Raw genomic sequence first — 20,462 nt, forward strand, 5'->3', positions numbered from 1 at the left:
CCTTTATCCATGGGCAAAATTCAAAATTACACACATAAAATTGAAATAGATAAACTCACTAAGAAGTCAATATAAAATATGGGGTTTTCCCTATTTTGAGAAATAAAATGAACGTCTAAGTTCGCAACTAAAAAAAATATAACAATGAAAAAACTTTACTTCGGTGCGCTGTACCTATGCGCTCTTCCTGTGTTTTTTTCACAGCAAGTCGTCTGGCAAAGGGATTTTGAATCCTCCACTCAGGATTTTCTAAGTCAGGTTACGACCACCCTTGACGGGCAGTATTTAATTACAGGAAGCTCTATCCAGACTCAGGAACTTCAAAATGCAAGAAACAAACAAAACAATAGTTACGATTTTCATTTAATCAAGCTTAATCCACGAGGAGAAAAAATCTGGGAGAAATATTTCTCAGGAGATCAACATGATTTTTTATCAGCAACTGTTGCTACCCAGGATGGAGGATTTTTTCTTGCCGGCACTTCTTACTCAAGCAAAGGGCTGGATAAAAAAGAAGACTCCAAAGGAGGTTCAGACATATGGCTCATTAGAATTAATGAATTTGGAGATGAACTTTGGCAAAAAGCAATTGGCTCAGCGGCTGAAGAAGAAGTGAAAGCGGTTATCCAGACAACCGATTTGGGATTTTTTGTAGCGGGAAACATTCAGAACTCAGATAAGGGATATGGAGCAAAGGATGTACTTATAGTAAGACTTGATAAAAACGGAAAAGAATTGTCACAATTGATTTTGGGAGGTAAATCTAATGATGAAGTAGAGAAGATGATTCCAACACGTGATGGTGGCGCTTTGTTAGGAATCTATTCTCGAAGCAATGCGAGTGGATCAAAGACTACAGATAACTATGGCGAAGGAGATTTTTGGGTGGTAAAACTCAATAGCTCAGGAAAGGTAGAATGGGAAAAAAACTTTGGAGGAAGAGATGATGATCATTTGAGGACTTTAGCTTTAACCTCCTCAGGCTATATTATAGGTGGTGAATCTAGATCCGATAGATCAGGAAATAAAACGGTAGGATTGGAAGAAGGTACTGACTTATGGCTCATCTCACTGGATGAAAAAGGAGAAGAAATCTGGCAGAAATCTTACAATTTCAAAAATCGTGATCTATTAATGGGAATGAATATTATCGAGAATAAAGGTATTACTCAAGGGATGCTAATTGGAGGCTATACTCAATCTGAAGAAAGAATTGAAACAGGAGATATGACTTTTTGGATGTTATATCTCGATGAAAATGGAAATGAACAGTGGAGAAAGTATGTAAAAGGTGAATCAAAAAAACGAGAAGAACGATTATCAGATATTCAATTAAATAAGGATGGTTCGATCATTATCGCAGGGACCAGTACTGAAAAATTTGGCACTGAGAGTTGGAAGATAGTCAAACTTGAAGATAAGCAAGTTGATCAATTAATCGAGAAGCAGGACATCAAAGTTTATCCCAATCCGGTATCAGACTATGCGTACATAGAGATTGGTTTTGATTTCAAGGAAGCAGACATCCTATTGTATGACATGAGTGGAAGACAATTACAAAATCTAAAAACGAAAAATAAGGTGACTAAAATCAATACACAGCCCCTCACTCAAGGAGCATATTTAATTACCATCAAAACCAACACGAATAAAACAGCTAACACTAAATTGATTAAGAAGTAAGTACATGAAAAAGAACATCATATTAGTTTCTACTCTATTATTTTCATTATTTAATGCACAAGGGGTACAGAATTACAAGAATTTTGGGAATCATTTTTTTCCACAAAGTCCTAATTCTACACCTTTTGCCGTTACAGGAAAATACCCTGTTAATATGTATAAGGGAGTTCCGATCATAGGTATCCCCCTATTTGCAAATGGGAAAAATCATTTCAAGATCTCCCTGGATTACAACGTGAAATCCGTAAAACCCTCCACAATACCTACCTGGGTAGGATTAGGATGGAATTTGAATGTTGGGGGCTCTATTACAAGAATTGTCAATGGAGGGGTGGATGAAGTTTACCAAGGCATGTATACTCCCTACAATCGTTTTTCTTACCTGGATAATTATTCAACATTGGATAATGCGAATTGGAATAGTCAAGAGGCTATGCAAAATTATCATAGCGCTAACCTACAATACATATCTGGAGATGTTACCAATGTAGTACCTGATCCTGATGAATTTATTATTAATGTCGGAGGAATTACGGGAAGCTTTTATCTTAATGAAAAAGGAAAATGGATTGGTCGTACCCGTGAAGGAAGAACCTTTAAAGTGGAGTATGCATACAAATCAGATTATTTGCTTAAAGAAAAAACGATTGTTGGAGGACAGTATGGGGGAACAAGAACAGAAAATTTGAAACGTATTTTGTATGGATTTACCATTACTATGGATGATGGAGTAAAATATATTTTCGGATTAGATGATACAGCCATAGAATTTTCTTCCCCCTCTCCATCTCCTGATAGTTTTAATTCTCAGGTAATTGCTTCCTCCTGGCAGATTAAGGAAATCCAATACCCCAATGGAAAAACAATCAAATTCAATTATGAGAGGGATGAAAGAGCCATTTTTATGGTCAATAAAAGTAGCAATGCCTCATGGTATACACAAGGCTCAAATAATGGAAATATTGGAAATTCCGGATCTGGTGGAAATTATAATACCTATACTTCCAATCGATTAAATAATGTTTTTTTAAAGAAAGTAGAAGGTGAAGATTTTATAATCAATTTCAATCGTTCAGAAACCAATCAAAAAGAATATGAGGAATTAGAAGTTCCTACCGGGCAATGGATTCCTCCTTATACTCATCATTTTAAAAGCTATACCCGACACAAACATTGGTATAAACTGGATGGAATAACCATAACAGATAAAGCAGGAAAAGCAATCAAAAATATCGTTTTTAATTATAATAATGATTCAAATGATCGACTTTTATTAAATAATCTTAGTATTAACAGTATTGAAAAGTATTCATTTCAATATAATGCTCAAAAGTTACCTAATTATACCTCTGACAAAATTGATGGATGGGGCTTTTATAATGGGAATAATTTTGAATCTGATTATTTTTCGATGTACACCATGACTCCTGACCAACAGAAAGATATTTATCAGAATACATATCCTACTTATAAAGCTCCTAACCTTAATTTAAGCAAAGCGGGAGTATTGGAACAGATTACTTATCCAACAGGGGGGAAAACTAATTTTGAATACGAACTTAACGATTATTCGAAATATGGAGATAAGGATATTAATGAAAACGCTCTTAAAATTATCCCTACTACGTCAAATCAAATTGCAGGAGGATTGAGAATAAAAAGAATTAGCTCTTGTAACGAAAATAACAATTGTATTAATAAAACCTATTCTTATCTAAATGATGGAGGTACCTCTTCGAGTGGAATACTTCCTTATAAGCCTATTTATGTATTGGAAGGAAATGATTCGTCTGTTAATCTAAATTTCTGGGAGTTTAATTCAAATTCTTTTCAAAGTATCAAGGATGAAGATAATTCGGTGGGTTACAGTAAAGTGACAGAAATTGATGATCATGGAGGTAAAACAGAAAGTTATTTTACCAATCTTGATCAGATGGACTACGCCGATAAAAGAGGCGTGTACTTTGGCTGGTATGTAAATGCACTTTTTAAGCAGCTTCCTTATCTGTCATTTTCTTTGATGAGAGGTAAACCCCTCAAAGAAGTAGTATATTCTAGCACCAAGAAAATAAGTGAAACTTCGTATTTATATACTCAACAAACAGATTATTTAAAAGCTTATACATTTATTTCAAAACAATTTGGACAGGCTGGCTCGTGGGGACCTTTAACCGACATTGGAGGAGTATCTTATGGCGCTCTATTGGATGCCCATCAGGTTAATTTCAATACCAGCTTTTTAGCTCAAAAGAAAACAACTGTTGATAATGTAGAAACCATAGAACAAAATTTTTATGATTATACCTATAATAACCCAACCTCCATTTGGAAAACTGAAGGGAATGGGGATGTGCATGTAACTACTTATAAATATGCATCAGACATCCATAATCCTGCTATGCTTGGTGCTTATATGGTGGGAGTTCCAATCAGCCAGGAAGAAAAAAAGAATAATAAAATAGTTTCAAAGACAGAAACTGTGTATCCTATATCGTTGCCTACCGCTCAAACAGGGAATTTATTACTTCCAATTTCAGAGTTATATTTTGATCCGCAAAATAATGCGGCAAGTACAGAAATAACTTATGATCTATATGATTCAAAAGGAAACCTTCAGCAGTATACGACAAAAGATGGAGTTCCGGTATCTCTTGTCTGGGGATATAATCAGACTCAACCTATCGCTAAGATAGAAGGAGCAATGTATACTCAGGTATCGGGATTAATCGCCGGAATTATTTCTGCTTCGGATGCAGATGCAGTACAGGGAACAGAAGCTTCGGAAAATGCACTGATTATCGCATTGGATGCCTTTAGAACCTTACCGGCTTTAGTGACTACGCAGATTACCACTTATACCTATAATCCTCAAATCGGAGTGACAAGTATTACCCCAACATCAGGAGTCAGAGAAAATTATATCTATGATTCTGCTAATAGACTTGAAAAAGTAATCGATGTTAATGGTAAGGTGTTGAAAGAATATAAATACAATTACAAGAATTAATAATGAACAGGAAATTAAAAACAATTATATCGGTCAGTACTTTATTTATGGCAGGATTACTCCATGCCCAGTTGAGTCCTACAGAAAACTATGTATCTTCAAAAACATATCTCTCCGATCCGACACAACCTAATCCTAAAACCTCTGAAACAGTTCAGTATTTTGATGGATTAGGAAGACCTAAACAAATTGTCAATGTTAAAGCTTCTCCATCAGGTAAAGATGTGGTTACCCCTATCGAATATGATGCATTTGGAAGGCAGGTAAAAGATTATTTACCAATTCCTCAATCATTAACTGGAAATGGAGCGATAATCCCCAATCCTTTAGGAAATGTCTCCTCAGTGTATGGAGTTGAAAAGATCTATTCCGAAAAAGTATTGGAAAACTCCCCCTTGGATAGAATACAACAACAAATTCAGGTAGGAAACGACTGGACCAATAAGCCTGTAAAGTTTGATTACGATGCTAATACAGCTGGAGAGGTTATTAAATATACGACCACAACAATTTGGGAAGGCAACGCTACCAAATCGTCCATTGAATATCAAGGAACCTATGGGGCTAACCAACTTTATAAGAATACCGTTACTGATGAAGATGGGAATAAAACCATTGAATTCAAAAATGGTATAGGGCAATTGCTTTTGGTAAGAAAAGTACTTAATGCTACCGAAAATGCAGATACTTATTATGTTTATAATGAATATAACCAGCTTGCCTGGGTAATTCCCCCGCTTCTTTCCAAAAAGAAGACCTGGGGCTGGGAAGATCAATATACTTTGGCTTATGAATACCGATATGATGGAAGAAGTCGATTGGTGGAAAAGAAGCTTCCCGGTAAAGGTTGGGAGCATATGGTGTATGATAAAGCGGACCGGCTTGTCTTTTCTCAGGATGAACTCATGAGAGCAACCGGGAAATGGCTTTTCAGTAAATATGATTTATTTGGAAGAGTGATCATCACTGGAATCGTAGGGGGAACTTACCGTGCAGACATGCAGAATATGATTGCTAACAATGTGATTGTTGAAAACCGAAATCCTCAAGGATTTACCAAGAATGGAATGTCGATTCAATATACCAATAATCACTTTCCCTATCTTGAAACAGTATTATCAGTGAACTATTATGATACTTATCCTCTCTATAGTTTCAATCCACCTTTTCCTACCAGTATTCAGGGAGAAGTTGTCCTAACAGATAACCCATCTACAAGTGGAGGAAAAAGTACCAAGAGTTTTTCGGTGATGAGCCTGGTGAAGAATATTGAGAATGATAACTGGACGAAGAACTACTCTTATTATGATACTAAAGGAAGAGTGATAGGAAATCATTCTATCAATTATTTGGGAGGTTACACAAGAACAGAATCCAAATTAGACTTTACAGGAGTCGTTCAAAATACGATCACCAAACATAAGAGATTGAATACCGATACTGAAAAAGTTATCACTGAAGTATTTACTTATGATTCACAAAATAGATTATTAAAATATATCCATAAAGTAGATGGTAATCCTGAGGAAATCTTAGCTCAGAATAGCTATAATGAGCTTTCTCAATTGCAGAGTAAGAAAGTAGGAGGAGTAAGTCCGACCAGTCCAATTCAAACCATAGATTATAAATACAATATCCGAGGATGGATGACTAAGATCAATGATCCTTCCAATTTGAATGGAAAATTGTTTGGATATGAGATCAAATATAACAATCCCATTCTTACGGCTCAAGCCCCTGCAAAATACAATGGAAATATTGCAGAGATTGATTGGAAAACATCCAATGATGGAATCTTAAAAAGATATGCCTATCATTATGATGGATTAAACAGGCTCTTGTATGGTCATTATATTGAACCTTTAAGCACCATCCCTCAGGCAGATCATTTTGGGGAATCTATGGAATATGATGTGAATGGAAATATTACCCGTTTATATCGAAATGCTAAGAACACGAATGGGCAGGCAATGCAGATTGATAATCTTAGTTATATCTATTTAGGAAATAGACTTACTAAAGTAACGGATGCAAGTCAAAACACGGATGGTTATCCTGGAGGAGGAAATGTTATAAGTTATGATAATAATGGTAATATGACCAGTCATCCTGATAAAGGAATCAATGGTATCAGCTATAACTTTTTGAATCTCCCATCAGAGATTAAAGCTAATTCAGGGAATTCAAATGCGGCTATTACCCGTTATGTATATCGAGCAGATGGAGTGAAGGTTGCAAAAAATTATATTCTAGGTGGTACTACAAAAGAAACACAATATCTAGATGGGTTTCAGTATGATAATAGTGGAACTTCTAATGTATTGGCTTCATCTTCCTCATTAAAGTTTGTTCCTACCTCAGAGGGCTACTTTGATTTTGTAAAAAATAAGTATATTTACAACTATACAGACCATTTAGGAAATGTGCGCTTAAGCTATTTTAACAATGGATCAGGAGTAGAAGTTCTTGAAGAAAACAATTATTATCCGTTTGGATTAAAGCATCAAGGATATAATATACTAAATGGGAATCCGAGCTATCAGTACAAAATGCAAGGACAGGAGCTACAAGAAACTGGATTTTACCAATATAGATGGCGTCAATATATGCCGGATATAGGACGGTTTTTTAACATTGACCCGCTCGCAGAGGATTATATCCATAATAGTACATATGCTTTTTCTGAGAATCGAGTTATTGACAATGTGGAACTTGAAGGTCTTGAAGGAGAAGATTTCCGATTTAGATTAAATCAAAGGCTTAAAGGAGGTGTCCAAGAACGAGTTGAAATAGCAGCCCAAAAAGATGCAAGTGATTCTTTTATGGCTGTCATAAAGTCTGTTACTCCTATCGAAGAAATTTACAGCCTATTTAGCGGAAAAGATTTTGAGGGAAATAAAGTAAGTAGAGGAGACGCGTTAAAAATGCTTTCTTTAAATCTTATTCCTGAAGTTGGTGCGGTAGAAAAAGGGATTGTAAAAGCAGCTACAAAAGCAGAAATAAAAGCAGAAGCGAAAGTCGCAACTAAAACAGAACTAAAAACATCAATAGAGCTTCCAAAACCACCTAAAGGAAAAGGGAGTGTATCTCCTGGTGAAAGAGATCCGAAACGAGTATATACCAAATCAGAAAAGACAAAAATGCTGGAGAACCAGAATGGAAAATGTGTAGGATGTGGGGAATCAAAAACTATTGAGCAAGTAGATGGACATCATAAAGTAAGGCACGCTGATGGAGGAAAAACAACTATAGAAAATGGAGCGGCACTATGTAAAGATTGTCATAAAGAAATACATAAATAATAATGGATAATACAAAGGAATTTAAAGAAACTATTAGGAAAAATATTGAGGAAAATTTTTGTCATATAACAGTTGTTACACAGAGTGAAGTTCCCAGATATGCTTATACAATTGGTATTTATGAAAAATTTAATCTTGAATTAATTATCGCTGGCAATGAAAATTTTCTTTATGATGAGATATTGTTCATAATTAATAAAGCTGTTACTCTATTAAATATTGAAAATTTGGAATCACTGAATTTTTCTATTTCGAATCTTGGTAGTTTTAAATTAATAAAGATTCATCATTCTTGGGCAAGAAAAATGATGTTAGGAGTTTATGATTATTATGATTTGCATAATTTTGATGCTTATCAGATACTTCCCGATGAAAACCATTATTCGTTAGATATTCCCAATATGTCTTTAGAATGGAATTTAAAAGAGCAATCTGTTTGGAAATGGCTAGACGAAAATGTTGTATGGGATTGGAAAATACCCTCTAATTCGAAAATAATTACAAATCTAGAAGCATTATTTGGGACAAGGATTACTGAAGTAATGCGATGGGAAGAGGATGAATGGCAAGGATTTACAATGAATGGAGAAGAAATAGGAAAAAATGATATTAGAATTTTACCGATAGCTACCATTTTAGGAATTGATAATTCACTTGCGCCCATTACTAATTTGGATATTGGCAAAGGTTTATGGAGAGACTCTGAAGAATTAAGATGGAAGAACTGGGGGTAAATTGGGTAAATAAAGATTATACTGATGAAAAATCCCAAAAGCAGAATTTTTAAAGCAATATAAGAATCCTAACAATTATCAACCAGAATCAAAATCAGCAAATAGAAGTGGAAGATATGAACAAAGATAATATGGAAAAAGTCTTTCAATATGTAAGACTAAACGAATTAGAAAATTTAAAAGAGGAAGTTAACACAAGAAATGTTAATGATTTTATAAATGTGTATAATGAAAATCTTCTTCAGGAGGCCCTTTCAAGTAAGAGTTATGAAATTTTAAAATATCTTTTGGGATGCGGTATAGATATTAATCATTCTGATAAAGATGGTAAAACCCCACTACACTTTAGTACGGCATATAACGATTATGAAACAACAAAACTTCTTCTTGAAAATGATTCTATCGAAATAGATAAAAAAGATATTCATGGAAACAACCCTATGTGTGTAGCGACTTTTAATGCTCGCGGAGATTATAATGTGGTAAAGCTATTAAAAAAGCATAATGCAAACTCTAACTCTAAAAATAATAGTAATAGATCGGCTTTGGATTTTGCAAAACAAATTGAAGATGATGAGTTGATAGAGATTTTAAACAATTAAAAATAAGTTAGACTAATTACTTGGTAAAATCCCTCACATTTTGTGAGGGATTTGTGGGTTAATTTAATTTTACTAGATTAATGTAAAGTTATATGTAGTTACCTTAATTTATTTAGGGATTTAACTTCTGGACCTGAAAATAACAATACAAAAAAAGAATTATGTTATGACAGATGTAAATAAAAAAATGGAAAATATTTTAAAATTAGAACCATTCGAAAGATATAAATACTTTATCAAAAAAATTGCAGATTGGGAAGTTTTTTACACTCTTATTGATAAAAATGGAGAGTATGTATTATCTGAATTAGAAGGTCAAAAATTATTTCCTGTTTGGAGTGCAGAGGAGTTTGCAAAATTATGTATGATTAGTGGTTGGGAAAATACTGCTATTAGGAAATTGGATCTTGATGACTTAGAAAATGAAATTATTGATTTTATAGCAGATTCGAATTGCCTAATAAATATATTTCCAATTTATGATAAAACAGGATTTGTTGTGACCCTAAAGGAGTTTGCAAAAGATTTGAGTGAAGAATTAAAAAATTATCAATAATCTTAAGAATTATAACAATAAAAATTTCGAAGTATTTCGATACCCTGCAAAGTATCAATATTTTGTATAGTAAATCCTAACTTACAACATTATATTAATGAAGCTAAGAAAATATTTGGATTATGAAAAGACAAAAAATAACACTAGGGTCTATTTTGGAGATTCCTATTGATGGTAAGTATTACGTTTATGCACAAATTTTAAATAATGGATATGTTTTTTTCGATTACAAATCCAAAGAACAAATAACAGATTTTGAGATCTTGAATGACAAAACAATCTTATTTATTATTGCAATTTATGATCAAATTATTACAAAAGGTGAATGGCTTAAAGTTGGCAAGATGGATATTAGAAAGGAATTAGAAATTCTACCTATGAAATTTATTCAAGATGCTTTGCAGCCTGACCATTTTGAATTTTACAATCCAAATATGGGTGAAATAGCACCGGCAACAAAAAAGGAAATTATTGGATTAGAAAGAGCTGCTGTGTGGGATAAAAACCATGTGGAAGACCGTATTAGAGACTACTACAATGGAGTTCCTTGCGCTTGGTTGAAGGATGATAGAGAATTATTTAATACAACTTTTCCATAGAACATGATTGGGCCGTATCACAACTTGTGAAAACGGCCTTTTTTATGAATTTTTCCAGTACATCTAAATATGTAATCTAAATATCAAATATTGGCTAGTTCAAAAATACATTCCCAGTAATCAATCCATTCTGATTCGGAAAGTTTTTTCAACTTCTCTTTTTCAATATAAGCACTAACCACTGCATCAATGAAAAAAACTTTTACATCCTGTTTTTTGATTCTTGGAAGTTTTATTGGCTGCATTTGCTCTGAATGAGAAATTCCATTTGTTTCGATTGTTTCAGGAATGAAATTGTTCAAAATTTGTTCAACAAATCTTAAGTTCACTTTTTCAAGGCCATTTTTCTTGATTAAATCATAAAAATAAGTAGCCCCTAAGACTTTTCCTTCCTGCTGAAGTCTTTTGTAATCTGTCTTATAAAAATTTATTCTTTGTGCTTTCTTTTCTTCTGTCGTTATTTCCTGTTTTGGTGGTGCTAAAAATGATTTTATTTTAGATTTTCCTAATTTGTACTGCTCATCAAGAGTTTTGTAATAAAGGAAAGCTGATTTGACTTCTCCAAGTTTTAGTCTGTCAATTTCACGAAATAACTTTACTTTACCGGAATTCCCTTCTTCGTTTGGTTCAGTAAATAATTTGCCATCAGCAGCAAGTTCGAGAGCTAAAATATATTCATCAGCGGTTAGTTCACATTTTTTTGCAAATGAGTATAATTCAACTTCTGCCAATTCTATTTCGTTTTGATCATTAAATTTTGGATTAATAAAATTCAAAACGCGAGCGGTGAAAACAGATATTTCCTGATCATTCGACCACTTGAGCATCGATTGTGAGATTTCCGCTTTCGTTATTTCCGGAAGCTTTTCCAGTAAGTCTTTGGGCAAGAATGGTTCGAGCGGATATTTTCCCGGGTATCGGATGACTTCCTGTAGTTGAATTTGTTGAATGGCTATGTTCTGTGTTTGTGTGTTGATGAGTTGATTTTCCATGTTGTTTGTTTTTTGCTTCCCAGGTCCTAACTGCTGCTTTCCAATCTTTCATAGGTTGATTTCCTACTTTCCATCCTTTTGATTGATAAAAGTCAATAAATGAATATGCAGGAATTCCATTTTTTCGCTCATTACAATATTGTTGGACTTCTTGAACACTGGGAGGTTTGAATTTTTCTTTTTTTTGCGCAACTTTTTTTCTTTCTTCTGATTCTGTGCTTAGCTCTTTAGAATTTTTTTCTGATCCATTTTTTTCTTTTGACTCTTTTTCTAAAAGAATATTGTGAATTGGTAAATTGGTATTATTGTAAATTGGTATATCTATACTATCATTGCTTTCACCTGTGCTTTGTGCAATGCTTTCACTTTGCTTTATATGATGCTTTATTAATGCTTTGTCAAGTGCTTCATGCTGTGTATTATTAAAATTTGATAAGGCAATTATATTTGAAGAATATTGATTTTTCGACTTTTCAATCATAATTATAAAACCAAAATCGACTAAATCTTTAAGTGTTTTTATAAAGGTATTGTATGATTTTATTCCAATGGCTTCCATTGCCATGGAGGTAGGAAATCCAAATTTTTCTTTCCATCCTAGTCGATTACAATGTTCGATAGCAAAAAAATAAGTTGCCGTATGATTAGGTTTGATTTTATCAGGATTTTCGAATGCAAAATCCCAATATTTTCTAGATAAATCATAAATATTAATCATTCTTTATTTCTCAATCTTTAAGAGAATGAAGTTCTGGTTACTAATTAGTTTATTTGGCTTTTCAAAGAAACTCATGAATTGAAATTCTGATATTGTAATCAAAGAGTATCGCTGATCTTTTACTAGATTTTAATCCAATCATCTTGAAACCCTCTAAATACTTATTTCCATATTTTAATTGTTTTTTGGTGGATTTCAGCTAAATGTTCTTTAGTGAGAATATTAGCATGTGCTTTCTCATGGCATATTCTGCATAATGCGATCAGGTTTTCAATGTTGTCCTGCTGATCTTTTGTCTTGGTTCCAAACTCTGATCTTCTAATGATGTGATGTATATCATGTGCTTGTTTATGGCATATTTCGCAATAGTAGAACCCATTATGAGCAGGAAAAAATTCAGTATAGACTTTGGTATGTTTCTCCATAGCTATCTGTTGTTTTTTCTGGATCAAGATATTTTGCACAAAAAGAGGAATCGATCACTGCTTCACATGGAATTACTTTTGCAGATTGAAGTGTGAGGTGAAATTCATTACTATCATTATCCTGCTCAAACTTATGGGTTAAAAATGCTTCAATTAACGCTTTTCCATTTTCTGCATTTAATGCCTTGACAATAAATACTCTGTTGTAAGAGTGGTTATCTTTTTCGATTTCAACTTCAATCATGTAGAATTTTAATTCACCATCGTTTTCCTGTGAAACATTGGTGATAAGTATAGCATTATTGAGTTCTTTAACTCCTGTAACCCCAAATCGCCCGGGATAAGATTGCTCAATATAATCTTTAGCAATTTCTAATGCTATAAATACAGAATAGGCATACAAGTAAACATTCTTTTTCTTACCTCCAATTACAGCTGTTACACACCAGGTGGATGTAAGGAATTCATCTGTAAAAATTCCATCCCTTTTCTGATTGCTTACCTCGACTCCGTTAATATCACCAGCACTTAAATGAAAATCTATAATCTGTAAATTGTGATGATCCAAATGGGCTCCAATGTCGAGAATTACTTCATTCCGTTCAATGGAAACAACCTCTCCACTATCTTCATCTACAAAATCTTCATTCCATGTTCTTAGTAATCTTTTTGCCAGATACAAATCTTTCATTTCTTCTAATTGGGAAGTAAAGAATCTTTTCTCCTGATGTTTGGTTTCCAGTTTTTCTTTCATGGGTTATATGTTTTTTTGATTACGTTCAATTTCTATTTCAAGGACCTGCAGGTTATCTTTAATATATTCTTTGACAGGTTCTGTACACTTTTCTTCTTCATATAGCAAGAGAAGATATTCAGCAGGGACATCCTGCATTTGTTTGCCCTTATGAAGTCCGTAGGGCATGATATCAGTATCTTCCATGATTATTTATAAATAAATTTTATTGTGTTGTAATTCCAACTCGTTTTCGATGACTTCTAATATGGGCAGGTCATGAGATTCCGGCAAATATAGATTCATATATTTCACTGAATAATTACGGAACCTTTCTATTGCTATAGACATTTCAGATGTTGTAATATCACGGGTACTTTTCCATTCCTCGCGAGATTCTCCGGTTTTAAGATTAATAAATTCTGTTTTGAAAATATCCGGATTTACTTTTTTCTTGAAGTGTTCGAGTTTTACTTCTTTAAGAGTATCACCATATTCAAGGGCATACCAACCTAGAATTAAATGCAAGTAATTGTTTTGACTATAGGTTCTATTTTTTTTCTTTTCTAGTACCTCAATCTTTGCTTTCTTATGGAACAGGTGTTTTACTCTATGGAGTGCTTTTTTTCGTATGTCTGGTATGGAAGTGTCAAAAATCATTTTTGTTATGGGTTAATTTTAATTATAATATCCTAACTTTTTGAGTTTATACTCTTTCAAGGCAATTGCTAATTGTAATTTGGATTTAAGATTTTCAATGTCGGTTTCATTTCTTTCAATCTTCAAATAGAAAATTTTACTTCCTTTTTTCACTCGTGGATCATAAGCAATGAAATACCAAAATGTTGCTCCCGTACAAAACATGGAGAATTGTAATTGCCAATAGTACTCCCAACATTCCGCTTTGAAATTTTCAAGGGTAAGCTCTGTTGCATACTTTGCAAATGTTGCCGATTTAGGGCATTTGGTTTCAGCACCTCCAACAATAAAAATGTCTTTTATAATACCATCGGGAGAGCATCCTGCATGATTTCCAAAAGGAATGAATTTCTGATCTTCTCCAAAGCTCTCTACTTTTATTCCTGTGGTTTCTATAAAATATAGCATTGCTTCTTCTTCATACGCAATACCATGTCTAGTATCTTTTGTTTCAAAGAAATCCGTTTCTCCGGTTGTTGCTTCGGAAACTATTTCATTGATGTATGAAACAGCTCCCTTGGACAATTCTTTACTTTTCTCATCACGTTTACCACCTATAAGTTTATGAACATTGGAGGCAGTAAATCTCCCTAAACGTTGTTTAAGTTTTTCCTCCCGCTTTATTTTAGCTTGGTTTTCCTTTGTCTCCAACATGTGTAAGGTTTCGGAATAATCAGAGGCTGTTACACCCCCAATTATAAATTCTGAATCAAAGAATCCCATATTTAAAAATTATAGGTTAAGAAAGGATATTCACCTTCCCAAATTGCCTCAAGGTTTAACAAATCTTTTTCATGCAGTTCTTCAACTAAATTTTTTATTTCATTCTTTAAGGGGCATGGGGGATTTGGAATAACGGTAAATTCAGTATCATTTTTTGTTGCACCCACTTTATTAATGGTAATATCAAATTGTCTTAAATCTCCCCAATTAGGATTTTCACAAAGAAGATTCAGAGGTTTTAGAATCGTGATTTGTGTTATTTCTAAAACTTTGGGGGCATTATCGGTATAATCCCAAACCAGCATTAGCCAAAAATGTTTTGAAGGTTCAGGTTTGTTTGTTTCCGGATCAATCTTGGGTTTGATTTCAGTCAGTTCTTCCGGAAGAAAATCCCCTAAAGAAAATGGACGTCTGATTGGTTTTTTTTCATGACTAAAAACAACATAACCAAGTAATGGAGAAGATAATATTCTTATGGAATTATCACCTTGTTTTAGTTTCATAAACTGTTTGGATTTATCAGGCATCTTATAGCCTATCGGTAAAAAACTGTTTGTGGGAATTGTTTCTGTAATTTCTTTTGACATTGTATTTTGATTTTAATTATTTGAAATTTTTTATTATTGAAACTGATTTTGAAATAATTTCATTGATCTGATCAATTGCTGTTGTAAATTCTTTTTTCAAACTTTCGTCCTGTATTACGGGCAATGGGATAGATCCTCTTATGCTTTGCAGGTAATCGATTATTTTTTCTTTTTCAGGTTTAAGTGCTTGTAATCTTCCGGCATCCTCTTTCGCCTTTGTTTCTGTTTCTGCTTTTTGTTTTGCGGCCTGCTCTGTTTCTAATAGCTCTTTATGTAAAGCCTCAGCTTTTGCAATACGCTCGGCTTCTATATTTGCGAGACGTATTTTTTCATTTTCTATTTCTTGACGCTCTTGTCTCAATCTTTCTTCCTCAGCTTCCCTGATTTTTTTTGCTTTTTGTTCTTTGGCTTGTAATTCCGCTTCATGTCTGGCTTTTTCAAAAGCAAGGGATTCCAATTCTTGGCGAATTTTTTCACGTTCAGCTTTCAGAGATTCACTTTCCAATCTTTGTACTTCCTTTTCCCTAAGTACTTGTTCCTTTGATGCAAATTGATTTTTAAGAAGAATTAATTTTTCCGTGAAGTCTAATTCAAATTCTTCAAATTGAGAAAGATTCGTTTTAAATAGATTTTGTTCCCAGTCTATTTTTAAGGTATCAATTGTTTCAAATGAAAGGATTTCAATTTTTTGGAGCTCTTTTTTATAAATTAAATCAATAGCATCTTTTATTTTTCCTTTTCTTTCTTCTTCTAATCGGATTTTTTCTTGTTTTTCCTGTTCCTTGGTTTCCTCCCATCTTTTAACTTCCAACTGTTGTTTCTCCTCATGAGATTGGGTAATGGAAATTAGGCTTTGGCTAATTTCTTTTACTCTTGTTTTAAAAGAATTGATCTTACTAACGATTAATTTGTCCTGCTTTTCAATATTTGTTCTGGCAGTAAGTAAAGCAGTTCTTGCTTTTTTGGCTTCTTCGTAGGTTTTAATGTCAGTAATTTCAACAAAAGGATTATCTCTTACTATTTGAAATTGTTTTTCTTTTAAACCTTGCAGTTCCGGTAGCTTTTCAACTTCAATTTTTTCAATTTCAAAAAATATTTTTTCTTTTTGTTCTAAAACTTCATTCATTGCTCTTGAGCTTTTTGTTGTTAATTATGATATGGTTTATTTTGCTTCACATTTTTGTGGTTTTCCGCCTTTAGGATTACCGTTAGGATCTTAAAAGATTTCATTTTCAATATGATTTTAAATTTTTTATATTATTCTGATAGGGTTATGTGTTTTTCAAAGTATCGTTTAATCATTTTCATTTCCTTTTCTGATAAATCATAATCCTGGTATTCATCATCAATCCAAATTAGGCATACTAATATCTCAGTAATTGCCTCTACATTTTTAAATTCAATGATAGATTCCTCATCATTATCACGAGTTTCTTTTGCGTGGTGAGATTCATAATCAAATTCTATTTTGAACTTTACCTCAAAGTAGAATTCATCCCAATCCAAATACTGAATAGTTTCAAAGTAATCCGAATCATATCTACTTCGGTTATAAGTAAAAAGACTATCAATATCCATATGCTCTGAAACTTCAACTAAAACATTTCTGTTATATGTGTTCAAAAAGTCAATTGCTTTATTTTGGATTGATAATGTTTCCATGACTATTTGGATTGAGAGATATTGGATATTAATGGTAGTCCGAAAACATACATCGTACAATATTCCACTGTTTTGCCATTATCATTGAATGGTATTATTTCGATTCTTATGAAGAGTTTTAATCCTCTTTTAAGTAATTTTTTTGATTGTTTTTTCATTATTTTATTTTTTTGATTGTTTTTTGATTGTATTGATATCTTGGGATTTTATCTAATTGTGCAGAAATCCGAGCTTTTCTTCTTAATTTACTTTCCACTGCCCCCAGTATCATAGTTTCTAATTTTTGACGTTCACTCGGATCTTGCACTTGGTTTATTTGAAACATTACTGAAGGATATATTTGATCTGCGGTTAATCCTTTCATGGTTTTCCTTTTTGGAATATTTCTTCTTTTGTATAACCGGCCTCTTCTAATGTATCGAATAATGCCTTACTTCTTCGGATGGTAGGTGATTCTCTTTGTAAGTTTCTGAGAATGCAATCTGGCTTCATTGATCCTCCGTCTTTGATAATCAGTGTCCCCAAAAGAGTAGGAGCGTTAAGAATAATTTCGCAATATTTTTTTTGAGCTATCATAATTTTGTTTTACATTTGTTAACAATTGTACCACAAATATACAATCAAAAAGATAAAAAACAACAATAAGTATGTTATTATTTTCTTGATATTATATAGTTTGCTGATTTTCAACTACAAATATTTTAAATGAAAGAAGATAAATTCACAACCAAAAAGATAAATATTGATTTTTCTAAAAATAAAAGACTTAAAGAATTCTATGAATGGAAGAATATATCTCAAGAAGAATTTGCTTCAAAGATTGGGACTTCTCAACAGTATATAAGTGCTATAGTAAATAACAAGAGAAATGTTGGTAGTAATCTGGTGAATAAAATAAAAAGTGCTTTTGATGACTTTAATGAATACTGGTTTTTAACTGGAGAAGGTTTAGATCTTGGCGACAAAGAAGAAAAGAATGATAAAAAAGATGAAGTCTTCCCAGTTCCGGAGGATGATTATATGATGGTAGAGTTTCAAGATTTAGAAACAGCTGGAGGAAAGTTGGGTGGTGGGGATATAGCGGCTTTGCCAGAAAAGAAAAAAAGATTAGTTCCCAAAGAGTATGCAAAAGGTTTTTATCTGGTGGTTAGAGTATATGGGCATTCAATGGATGATAATACTAAAAGATCTATCTCAGAAGGTGAAGAATTATTAATTAAACAATATTTTGATCATATCGAAAACTTACCTATAAGATCCAAGCTCTTTGTGATTGTTACTGATGAGGGAGTTGTAGTAAAGCAAATTAAGAAAATAGATAAAGAAAAGAGAATCATACTTTGCCACTCATTTAACCCCACTTGGGAAGACTATGAGATAAATATTGACGAGATTTTACAAATTTTCACGGTTGAAAAGAAAGTAAGATCCAATATATTTTTTTAAAAGAACAAAAACAAAATATTAAATGAAGCAAAGCCTTAAAAACAAGGAAAACAAAAATTACATCAAATCAAATGAAACTTTTATAAATAAAAACAAATCACTTAATGTAGTACTTGCAAAATTAGACCATGACTTTGGGAAAGGAACTGTAATGAGAATGGGGGATGTTCAGATAGAAGAAAATATAGAAGTTATTTCTTCTGGATCCGCAGGGCTAGATCTTGTTTTAGGAGTTGGAGGGTATCCAAAAGGAAGGATTATTGAAATTTATGGACCGGAATCGTCAGGAAAAACGACACTAGCATTACATGCTATTGCTGAAGCTCAAAAAGCGGGTGGTTTTGCTGCTTTTATTGATGCAGAGCATGCTTTTGATAGAGGATACGCCGAAAAACTTGGGATTGATCTTGGTAATCTTATTGTTTCTCAGCCAGATAATGGAGAGCAAGCATTAGAAATTACAGATAATCTTATTCGCTCAGGTGTTATTGATATTGTGGTAATAGATTCGGTTGCTGCGCTAACCCCAAAAGCGGAAATTGAGGGTGAAATGGGTGATTCTAAAATAGGGCTGCATGCAAAATTAATGTCCCAGGCTTTAAGAAAATTAACATCAGTGACAAGCCGCACTAAATGTGCTGTAATATTTATCAATCAATTACGGGATAGAATTGGCGAATATGATAATTCTGAAATTACAACTGGGGGAAATGCTTTGAAGTTTTTTGCTTCGATTAGAGTTGATATAAGAAGGGCCGGAGGGGACAGTTCAAAATTAAAAGATGGAAATAATAATGTAATAGGTAGTAGAGCTAGAGTGAAGGTGATAAAAAATAAAGTTGCTCCACCTTTCAAGCAGGTGGAATTCGATATAATGTACGGTCAGGGAATTTCAAAAGAAGGTGAAGTTTTAGATATTGCGGTAAATCATGGAATTATTGCTAAAAACGGATCTTGGTTCAGTTATGGAGATGAAAATCTTGGACAGGGACGAGATTCTGCTAGGAGTTTGATTAAAGGAAACCCTGTGCTTTTAGCTGAATTAATTGATAAAATTGAAATGTTAAAATTAAAGAAATTTACAATTAACGGATGAGTCTTGTAATAGAAAAAAGTCAAATTAAATAGGATGATATTTAGTCAGACCAACAAATATTAAAACTGCCAAAGATTCTTAAAAGATTAAGGCTAGTATCTTTTATTGTGCAATTTCATGAAGAAACGGGTATTTCAAAACAGTATTTTACTAATGTGAGAAATCAAGAAAAATATGGAATCCCTGTTCATTTTAGACCAAAGAAAATGTATAAAGAAAATGCTAATTGGAGTTTTGGAGTGTCAGATAATATTTTGAAGGTATACACGAAGATTCTATAGGGTTTGAAAATAAACAAAAAGTAAACAAAAAAGTATAAGTATTAACAAATTTAGATGCATTAATAGCTTGTTATTCAGTTTGTTGAAAACATGTCAGAGATGGGATAGTTTCCCTCACTCTCCGCAAAAAGGGTTAAATATAAAATTTAGCCCTTTTTTATTTTCAAGTGAACAAAAGCAATTCTTATCACCATCAAATTCAAGTATTTTCTTCATTTGAAGAATTAGTACACACTCCTTTTAAAGGAAAGTCAAATGCATTTTGTTGGCATAGAAATTTAGAAGGCGATTTTAAAGAAATCGTTTCTCAGCTCCAATTAAAAGAAAATATTACGGAAGTTTCAACGAAAGATTTATTGTCCCTTTCATTATCAAAAAAAGGAGATCAGGCAAGAGAAATATTGTTAAATGATTTACAATTATTAACGGATCAGGCGCAAAACTTGGGGGGCTATGCAAAAAGTTTGGATAATCTGAATAAGAAAAAGGCTCTGTCTTTTACCCCTCTTAGTTGCAATCTAAAGTTTTTGATTTTCGCATTAAAAGACTCTGCTGAAGCATTGGTACTTCTATTATCAAAATAGTTTAAGATATCCCTATAATGATTCATTACTGTT

23 protein-coding genes are annotated in these 20,462 nt (G+C 32.9%); 10 read left to right on the plus strand and 13 right to left on the minus strand.

Annotation, left to right across the window (positions count from 1 at the left end; translation table 11 throughout):
- The first annotated feature begins 144 nt into the window (after window positions 1–144).
- The 8 genes from CHRY9293_RS14170 (at window position 145) to CHRY9293_RS14205 (ending at window position 10,483) form a co-directional block, all read left to right on the plus strand.
- A complete protein-coding gene (locus tag CHRY9293_RS14170) occupies window positions 145–1,683 on the plus strand; it encodes a T9SS type A sorting domain-containing protein (RefSeq protein ID WP_162033579.1) in 1,539 nt (512 codons plus the stop codon).
- A gap of 4 nt (window positions 1,684–1,687) precedes the next feature.
- A complete protein-coding gene (locus CHRY9293_RS14175; protein WP_162033580.1) occupies window positions 1,688–4,690 on the plus strand; it encodes a hypothetical protein in 3,003 nt (1,000 codons plus the stop codon).
- 2 nt (window positions 4,691–4,692) lie between these two features.
- The gene (locus CHRY9293_RS14180; RefSeq protein ID WP_162033581.1) at window positions 4,693–7,992 is read left to right on the plus strand and encodes a DUF6443 domain-containing protein; all 3,300 of its coding nucleotides are present in this window, start codon (window positions 4,693–4,695) and stop codon (window positions 7,990–7,992) included.
- A gap of 2 nt (window positions 7,993–7,994) precedes the next feature.
- Window positions 7,995–8,726: a DUF4262 domain-containing protein gene (locus CHRY9293_RS14185; protein ID WP_162033582.1), complete on the plus strand. Its 732-nt coding sequence runs from the start codon at window positions 7,995–7,997 to the stop codon at window positions 8,724–8,726.
- A 31-nt stretch (window positions 8,727–8,757) separates the two neighbouring features.
- On the plus strand, window positions 8,758–8,856 hold the full coding sequence (locus CHRY9293_RS18960; RefSeq protein ID WP_162033600.1) for a GH-E family nuclease: 99 nt from the start codon (window positions 8,758–8,760) through the stop codon (window positions 8,854–8,856).
- Window positions 8,843–9,328: an ankyrin repeat domain-containing protein gene (locus CHRY9293_RS14195; protein WP_162033583.1), complete on the plus strand. Its 486-nt coding sequence runs from the start codon at window positions 8,843–8,845 to the stop codon at window positions 9,326–9,328. The genes CHRY9293_RS18960 and CHRY9293_RS14195 overlap by 14 nt, the downstream gene beginning before the upstream one ends.
- A gap of 187 nt (window positions 9,329–9,515) precedes the next feature.
- The gene (locus CHRY9293_RS14200; protein ID WP_228455545.1) at window positions 9,516–9,884 is read left to right on the plus strand and encodes a DUF2750 domain-containing protein; all 369 of its coding nucleotides are present in this window, start codon (window positions 9,516–9,518) and stop codon (window positions 9,882–9,884) included.
- Window positions 9,885–10,006: 122 nt separating this feature from the next.
- Window positions 10,007–10,483, plus strand: coding sequence for an Imm26 family immunity protein (locus CHRY9293_RS14205; RefSeq protein ID WP_162033585.1), 477 nt, complete (start codon window positions 10,007–10,009; stop codon window positions 10,481–10,483).
- A gap of 83 nt (window positions 10,484–10,566) precedes the next feature.
- On the opposite strand, the gene CHRY9293_RS14210 is transcribed toward CHRY9293_RS14205, so the two are convergent.
- From CHRY9293_RS14210 to CHRY9293_RS14265, 12 genes are all read right to left on the minus strand, one after another.
- Window positions 10,567–11,475: a hypothetical protein gene (locus CHRY9293_RS14210; protein WP_162033586.1), complete on the minus strand. Its 909-nt coding sequence runs from the start codon at window positions 11,473–11,475 to the stop codon at window positions 10,567–10,569.
- An 879-nt stretch (window positions 11,476–12,354) separates the two neighbouring features.
- Window positions 12,355–12,618 (minus strand): HNH endonuclease, encoded by a 264-nt coding sequence (locus CHRY9293_RS14215; RefSeq protein WP_162033587.1) that lies wholly within the window; start codon window positions 12,616–12,618, stop codon window positions 12,355–12,357.
- Entirely contained in the window at window positions 12,590–13,372 is a 783-nt protein-coding gene (locus CHRY9293_RS14220) for a hypothetical protein (RefSeq protein WP_162033556.1), read from the minus strand. Before CHRY9293_RS14220 ends, CHRY9293_RS14215 begins: the two co-directional genes overlap by 29 nt.
- 3 nt (window positions 13,373–13,375) lie before the next feature.
- Window positions 13,376–13,540, minus strand: a complete 165-nt coding sequence (locus CHRY9293_RS14225; protein ID WP_162033588.1) for a hypothetical protein — start codon at window positions 13,538–13,540, stop codon at window positions 13,376–13,378.
- Between the two features lie 24 nt (window positions 13,541–13,564).
- On the minus strand, window positions 13,565–14,011 hold the full coding sequence (locus CHRY9293_RS14230) for a hypothetical protein (protein ID WP_162033589.1): 447 nt from the start codon (window positions 14,009–14,011) through the stop codon (window positions 13,565–13,567).
- Between the two features lie 18 nt (window positions 14,012–14,029).
- A complete protein-coding gene (locus CHRY9293_RS14235) occupies window positions 14,030–14,773 on the minus strand; it encodes a lambda exonuclease family protein (RefSeq protein WP_162033590.1) in 744 nt (247 codons plus the stop codon).
- 2 nt (window positions 14,774–14,775) lie between these two features.
- Window positions 14,776–15,360: a hypothetical protein gene (locus tag CHRY9293_RS14240; RefSeq protein ID WP_162033591.1), complete on the minus strand. Its 585-nt coding sequence runs from the start codon at window positions 15,358–15,360 to the stop codon at window positions 14,776–14,778.
- Between the two features lie 16 nt (window positions 15,361–15,376).
- A complete protein-coding gene (locus CHRY9293_RS14245) occupies window positions 15,377–16,486 on the minus strand; it encodes a coiled-coil domain-containing protein (protein WP_162033592.1) in 1,110 nt (369 codons plus the stop codon).
- Window positions 16,487–16,617: 131 nt separating this feature from the next.
- Window positions 16,618–17,022, minus strand: coding sequence for a hypothetical protein (locus CHRY9293_RS14250; protein ID WP_162033593.1), 405 nt, complete (start codon window positions 17,020–17,022; stop codon window positions 16,618–16,620).
- A 2-nt stretch (window positions 17,023–17,024) separates the two neighbouring features.
- Window positions 17,025–17,180: a hypothetical protein gene (locus tag CHRY9293_RS14255; protein WP_162033594.1), complete on the minus strand. Its 156-nt coding sequence runs from the start codon at window positions 17,178–17,180 to the stop codon at window positions 17,025–17,027.
- Window positions 17,180–17,386, minus strand: a complete 207-nt coding sequence (locus CHRY9293_RS14260) for a hypothetical protein (protein ID WP_162033595.1) — start codon at window positions 17,384–17,386, stop codon at window positions 17,180–17,182. The genes CHRY9293_RS14255 and CHRY9293_RS14260 overlap by 1 nt, the downstream gene beginning before the upstream one ends.
- Window positions 17,383–17,598 carry a hypothetical protein gene (locus CHRY9293_RS14265; protein WP_162033596.1) on the minus strand — a complete coding sequence of 72 codons (216 nt, stop codon included), beginning with the start codon at window positions 17,596–17,598 and terminating at the stop codon, window positions 17,383–17,385. The genes CHRY9293_RS14260 and CHRY9293_RS14265 overlap by 4 nt, the downstream gene beginning before the upstream one ends.
- A gap of 129 nt (window positions 17,599–17,727) precedes the next feature.
- Between CHRY9293_RS14265 and CHRY9293_RS14270 the strand changes: the two genes are divergently transcribed.
- Both CHRY9293_RS14270 and recA read left to right on the plus strand, forming a co-directional pair.
- Complete coding sequence (locus tag CHRY9293_RS14270) at window positions 17,728–18,468, plus strand: LexA family transcriptional regulator (protein WP_162033597.1); 741 nt, start codon at window positions 17,728–17,730, stop codon at window positions 18,466–18,468.
- Window positions 18,469–18,490: 22 nt separating this feature from the next.
- Complete coding sequence (gene recA, locus CHRY9293_RS14275; RefSeq protein ID WP_162033598.1) at window positions 18,491–19,564, plus strand: recombinase RecA; 1,074 nt, start codon at window positions 18,491–18,493, stop codon at window positions 19,562–19,564.
- A 732-nt stretch (window positions 19,565–20,296) separates the two neighbouring features.
- Here the strand turns inward: recA and CHRY9293_RS14280 are convergent.
- The coding region (locus CHRY9293_RS14280) for a transposase (RefSeq protein WP_162033599.1) at window positions 20,297–20,462 on the minus strand (166 nt) is incomplete at its 5' end.

The organism is Chryseobacterium potabilaquae (assembly GCF_902728265.1).
GTDB lineage: Bacteria > Bacteroidota > Bacteroidia > Flavobacteriales > Weeksellaceae > Chryseobacterium > Chryseobacterium potabilaquae.

Coding starts and splice junctions, on each gene's coding strand:
- CHRY9293_RS14250 (WP_162033593.1), bottom strand. CDS start 17,022: ATGGAAACATTATCAATCCAAAATAAAGCAATTGACTTTTTGAACACA.
- CHRY9293_RS14170 (WP_162033579.1), top strand. CDS start 145: ATGAAAAAACTTTACTTCGGTGCGCTGTACCTATGCGCTCTTCCTGTG.
- CHRY9293_RS14235 (WP_162033590.1), bottom strand. CDS start 14,773: ATGGGATTCTTTGATTCAGAATTTATAATTGGGGGTGTAACAGCCTCT.
- CHRY9293_RS14175 (WP_162033580.1), top strand. CDS start 1,688: ATGAAAAAGAACATCATATTAGTTTCTACTCTATTATTTTCATTATTT.
- CHRY9293_RS14200 (WP_228455545.1), top strand. CDS start 9,516: ATGGAAAATATTTTAAAATTAGAACCATTCGAAAGATATAAATACTTT.
- CHRY9293_RS14245 (WP_162033592.1), bottom strand. CDS start 16,486: ATGAATGAAGTTTTAGAACAAAAAGAAAAAATATTTTTTGAAATTGAA.
- CHRY9293_RS14265 (WP_162033596.1), bottom strand. CDS start 17,598: ATGATAGCTCAAAAAAAATATTGCGAAATTATTCTTAACGCTCCTACT.
- CHRY9293_RS14225 (WP_162033588.1), bottom strand. CDS start 13,540: ATGCCCTACGGACTTCATAAGGGCAAACAAATGCAGGATGTCCCTGCT.
- CHRY9293_RS14220 (WP_162033556.1), bottom strand. CDS start 13,372: ATGAAAGAAAAACTGGAAACCAAACATCAGGAGAAAAGATTCTTTACT.
- recA (WP_162033598.1), top strand. CDS start 18,491: ATGAAGCAAAGCCTTAAAAACAAGGAAAACAAAAATTACATCAAATCA.
- CHRY9293_RS14185 (WP_162033582.1), top strand. CDS start 7,995: ATGGATAATACAAAGGAATTTAAAGAAACTATTAGGAAAAATATTGAG.
- CHRY9293_RS14255 (WP_162033594.1), bottom strand. CDS start 17,180: ATGAAAAAACAATCAAAAAAATTACTTAAAAGAGGATTAAAACTCTTC.
- CHRY9293_RS14270 (WP_162033597.1), top strand. CDS start 17,728: ATGAAAGAAGATAAATTCACAACCAAAAAGATAAATATTGATTTTTCT.
- CHRY9293_RS14240 (WP_162033591.1), bottom strand. CDS start 15,360: ATGTCAAAAGAAATTACAGAAACAATTCCCACAAACAGTTTTTTACCG.
- CHRY9293_RS14230 (WP_162033589.1), bottom strand. CDS start 14,011: ATGATTTTTGACACTTCCATACCAGACATACGAAAAAAAGCACTCCAT.
- CHRY9293_RS14215 (WP_162033587.1), bottom strand. CDS start 12,618: ATGGAGAAACATACCAAAGTCTATACTGAATTTTTTCCTGCTCATAAT.
- CHRY9293_RS14195 (WP_162033583.1), top strand. CDS start 8,843: ATGAACAAAGATAATATGGAAAAAGTCTTTCAATATGTAAGACTAAAC.
- CHRY9293_RS14210 (WP_162033586.1), bottom strand. CDS start 11,475: ATGGAAAATCAACTCATCAACACACAAACACAGAACATAGCCATTCAA.
- CHRY9293_RS14205 (WP_162033585.1), top strand. CDS start 10,007: ATGAAAAGACAAAAAATAACACTAGGGTCTATTTTGGAGATTCCTATT.
- CHRY9293_RS14180 (WP_162033581.1), top strand. CDS start 4,693: ATGAACAGGAAATTAAAAACAATTATATCGGTCAGTACTTTATTTATG.
- CHRY9293_RS14260 (WP_162033595.1), bottom strand. CDS start 17,386: ATGAAAGGATTAACCGCAGATCAAATATATCCTTCAGTAATGTTTCAA.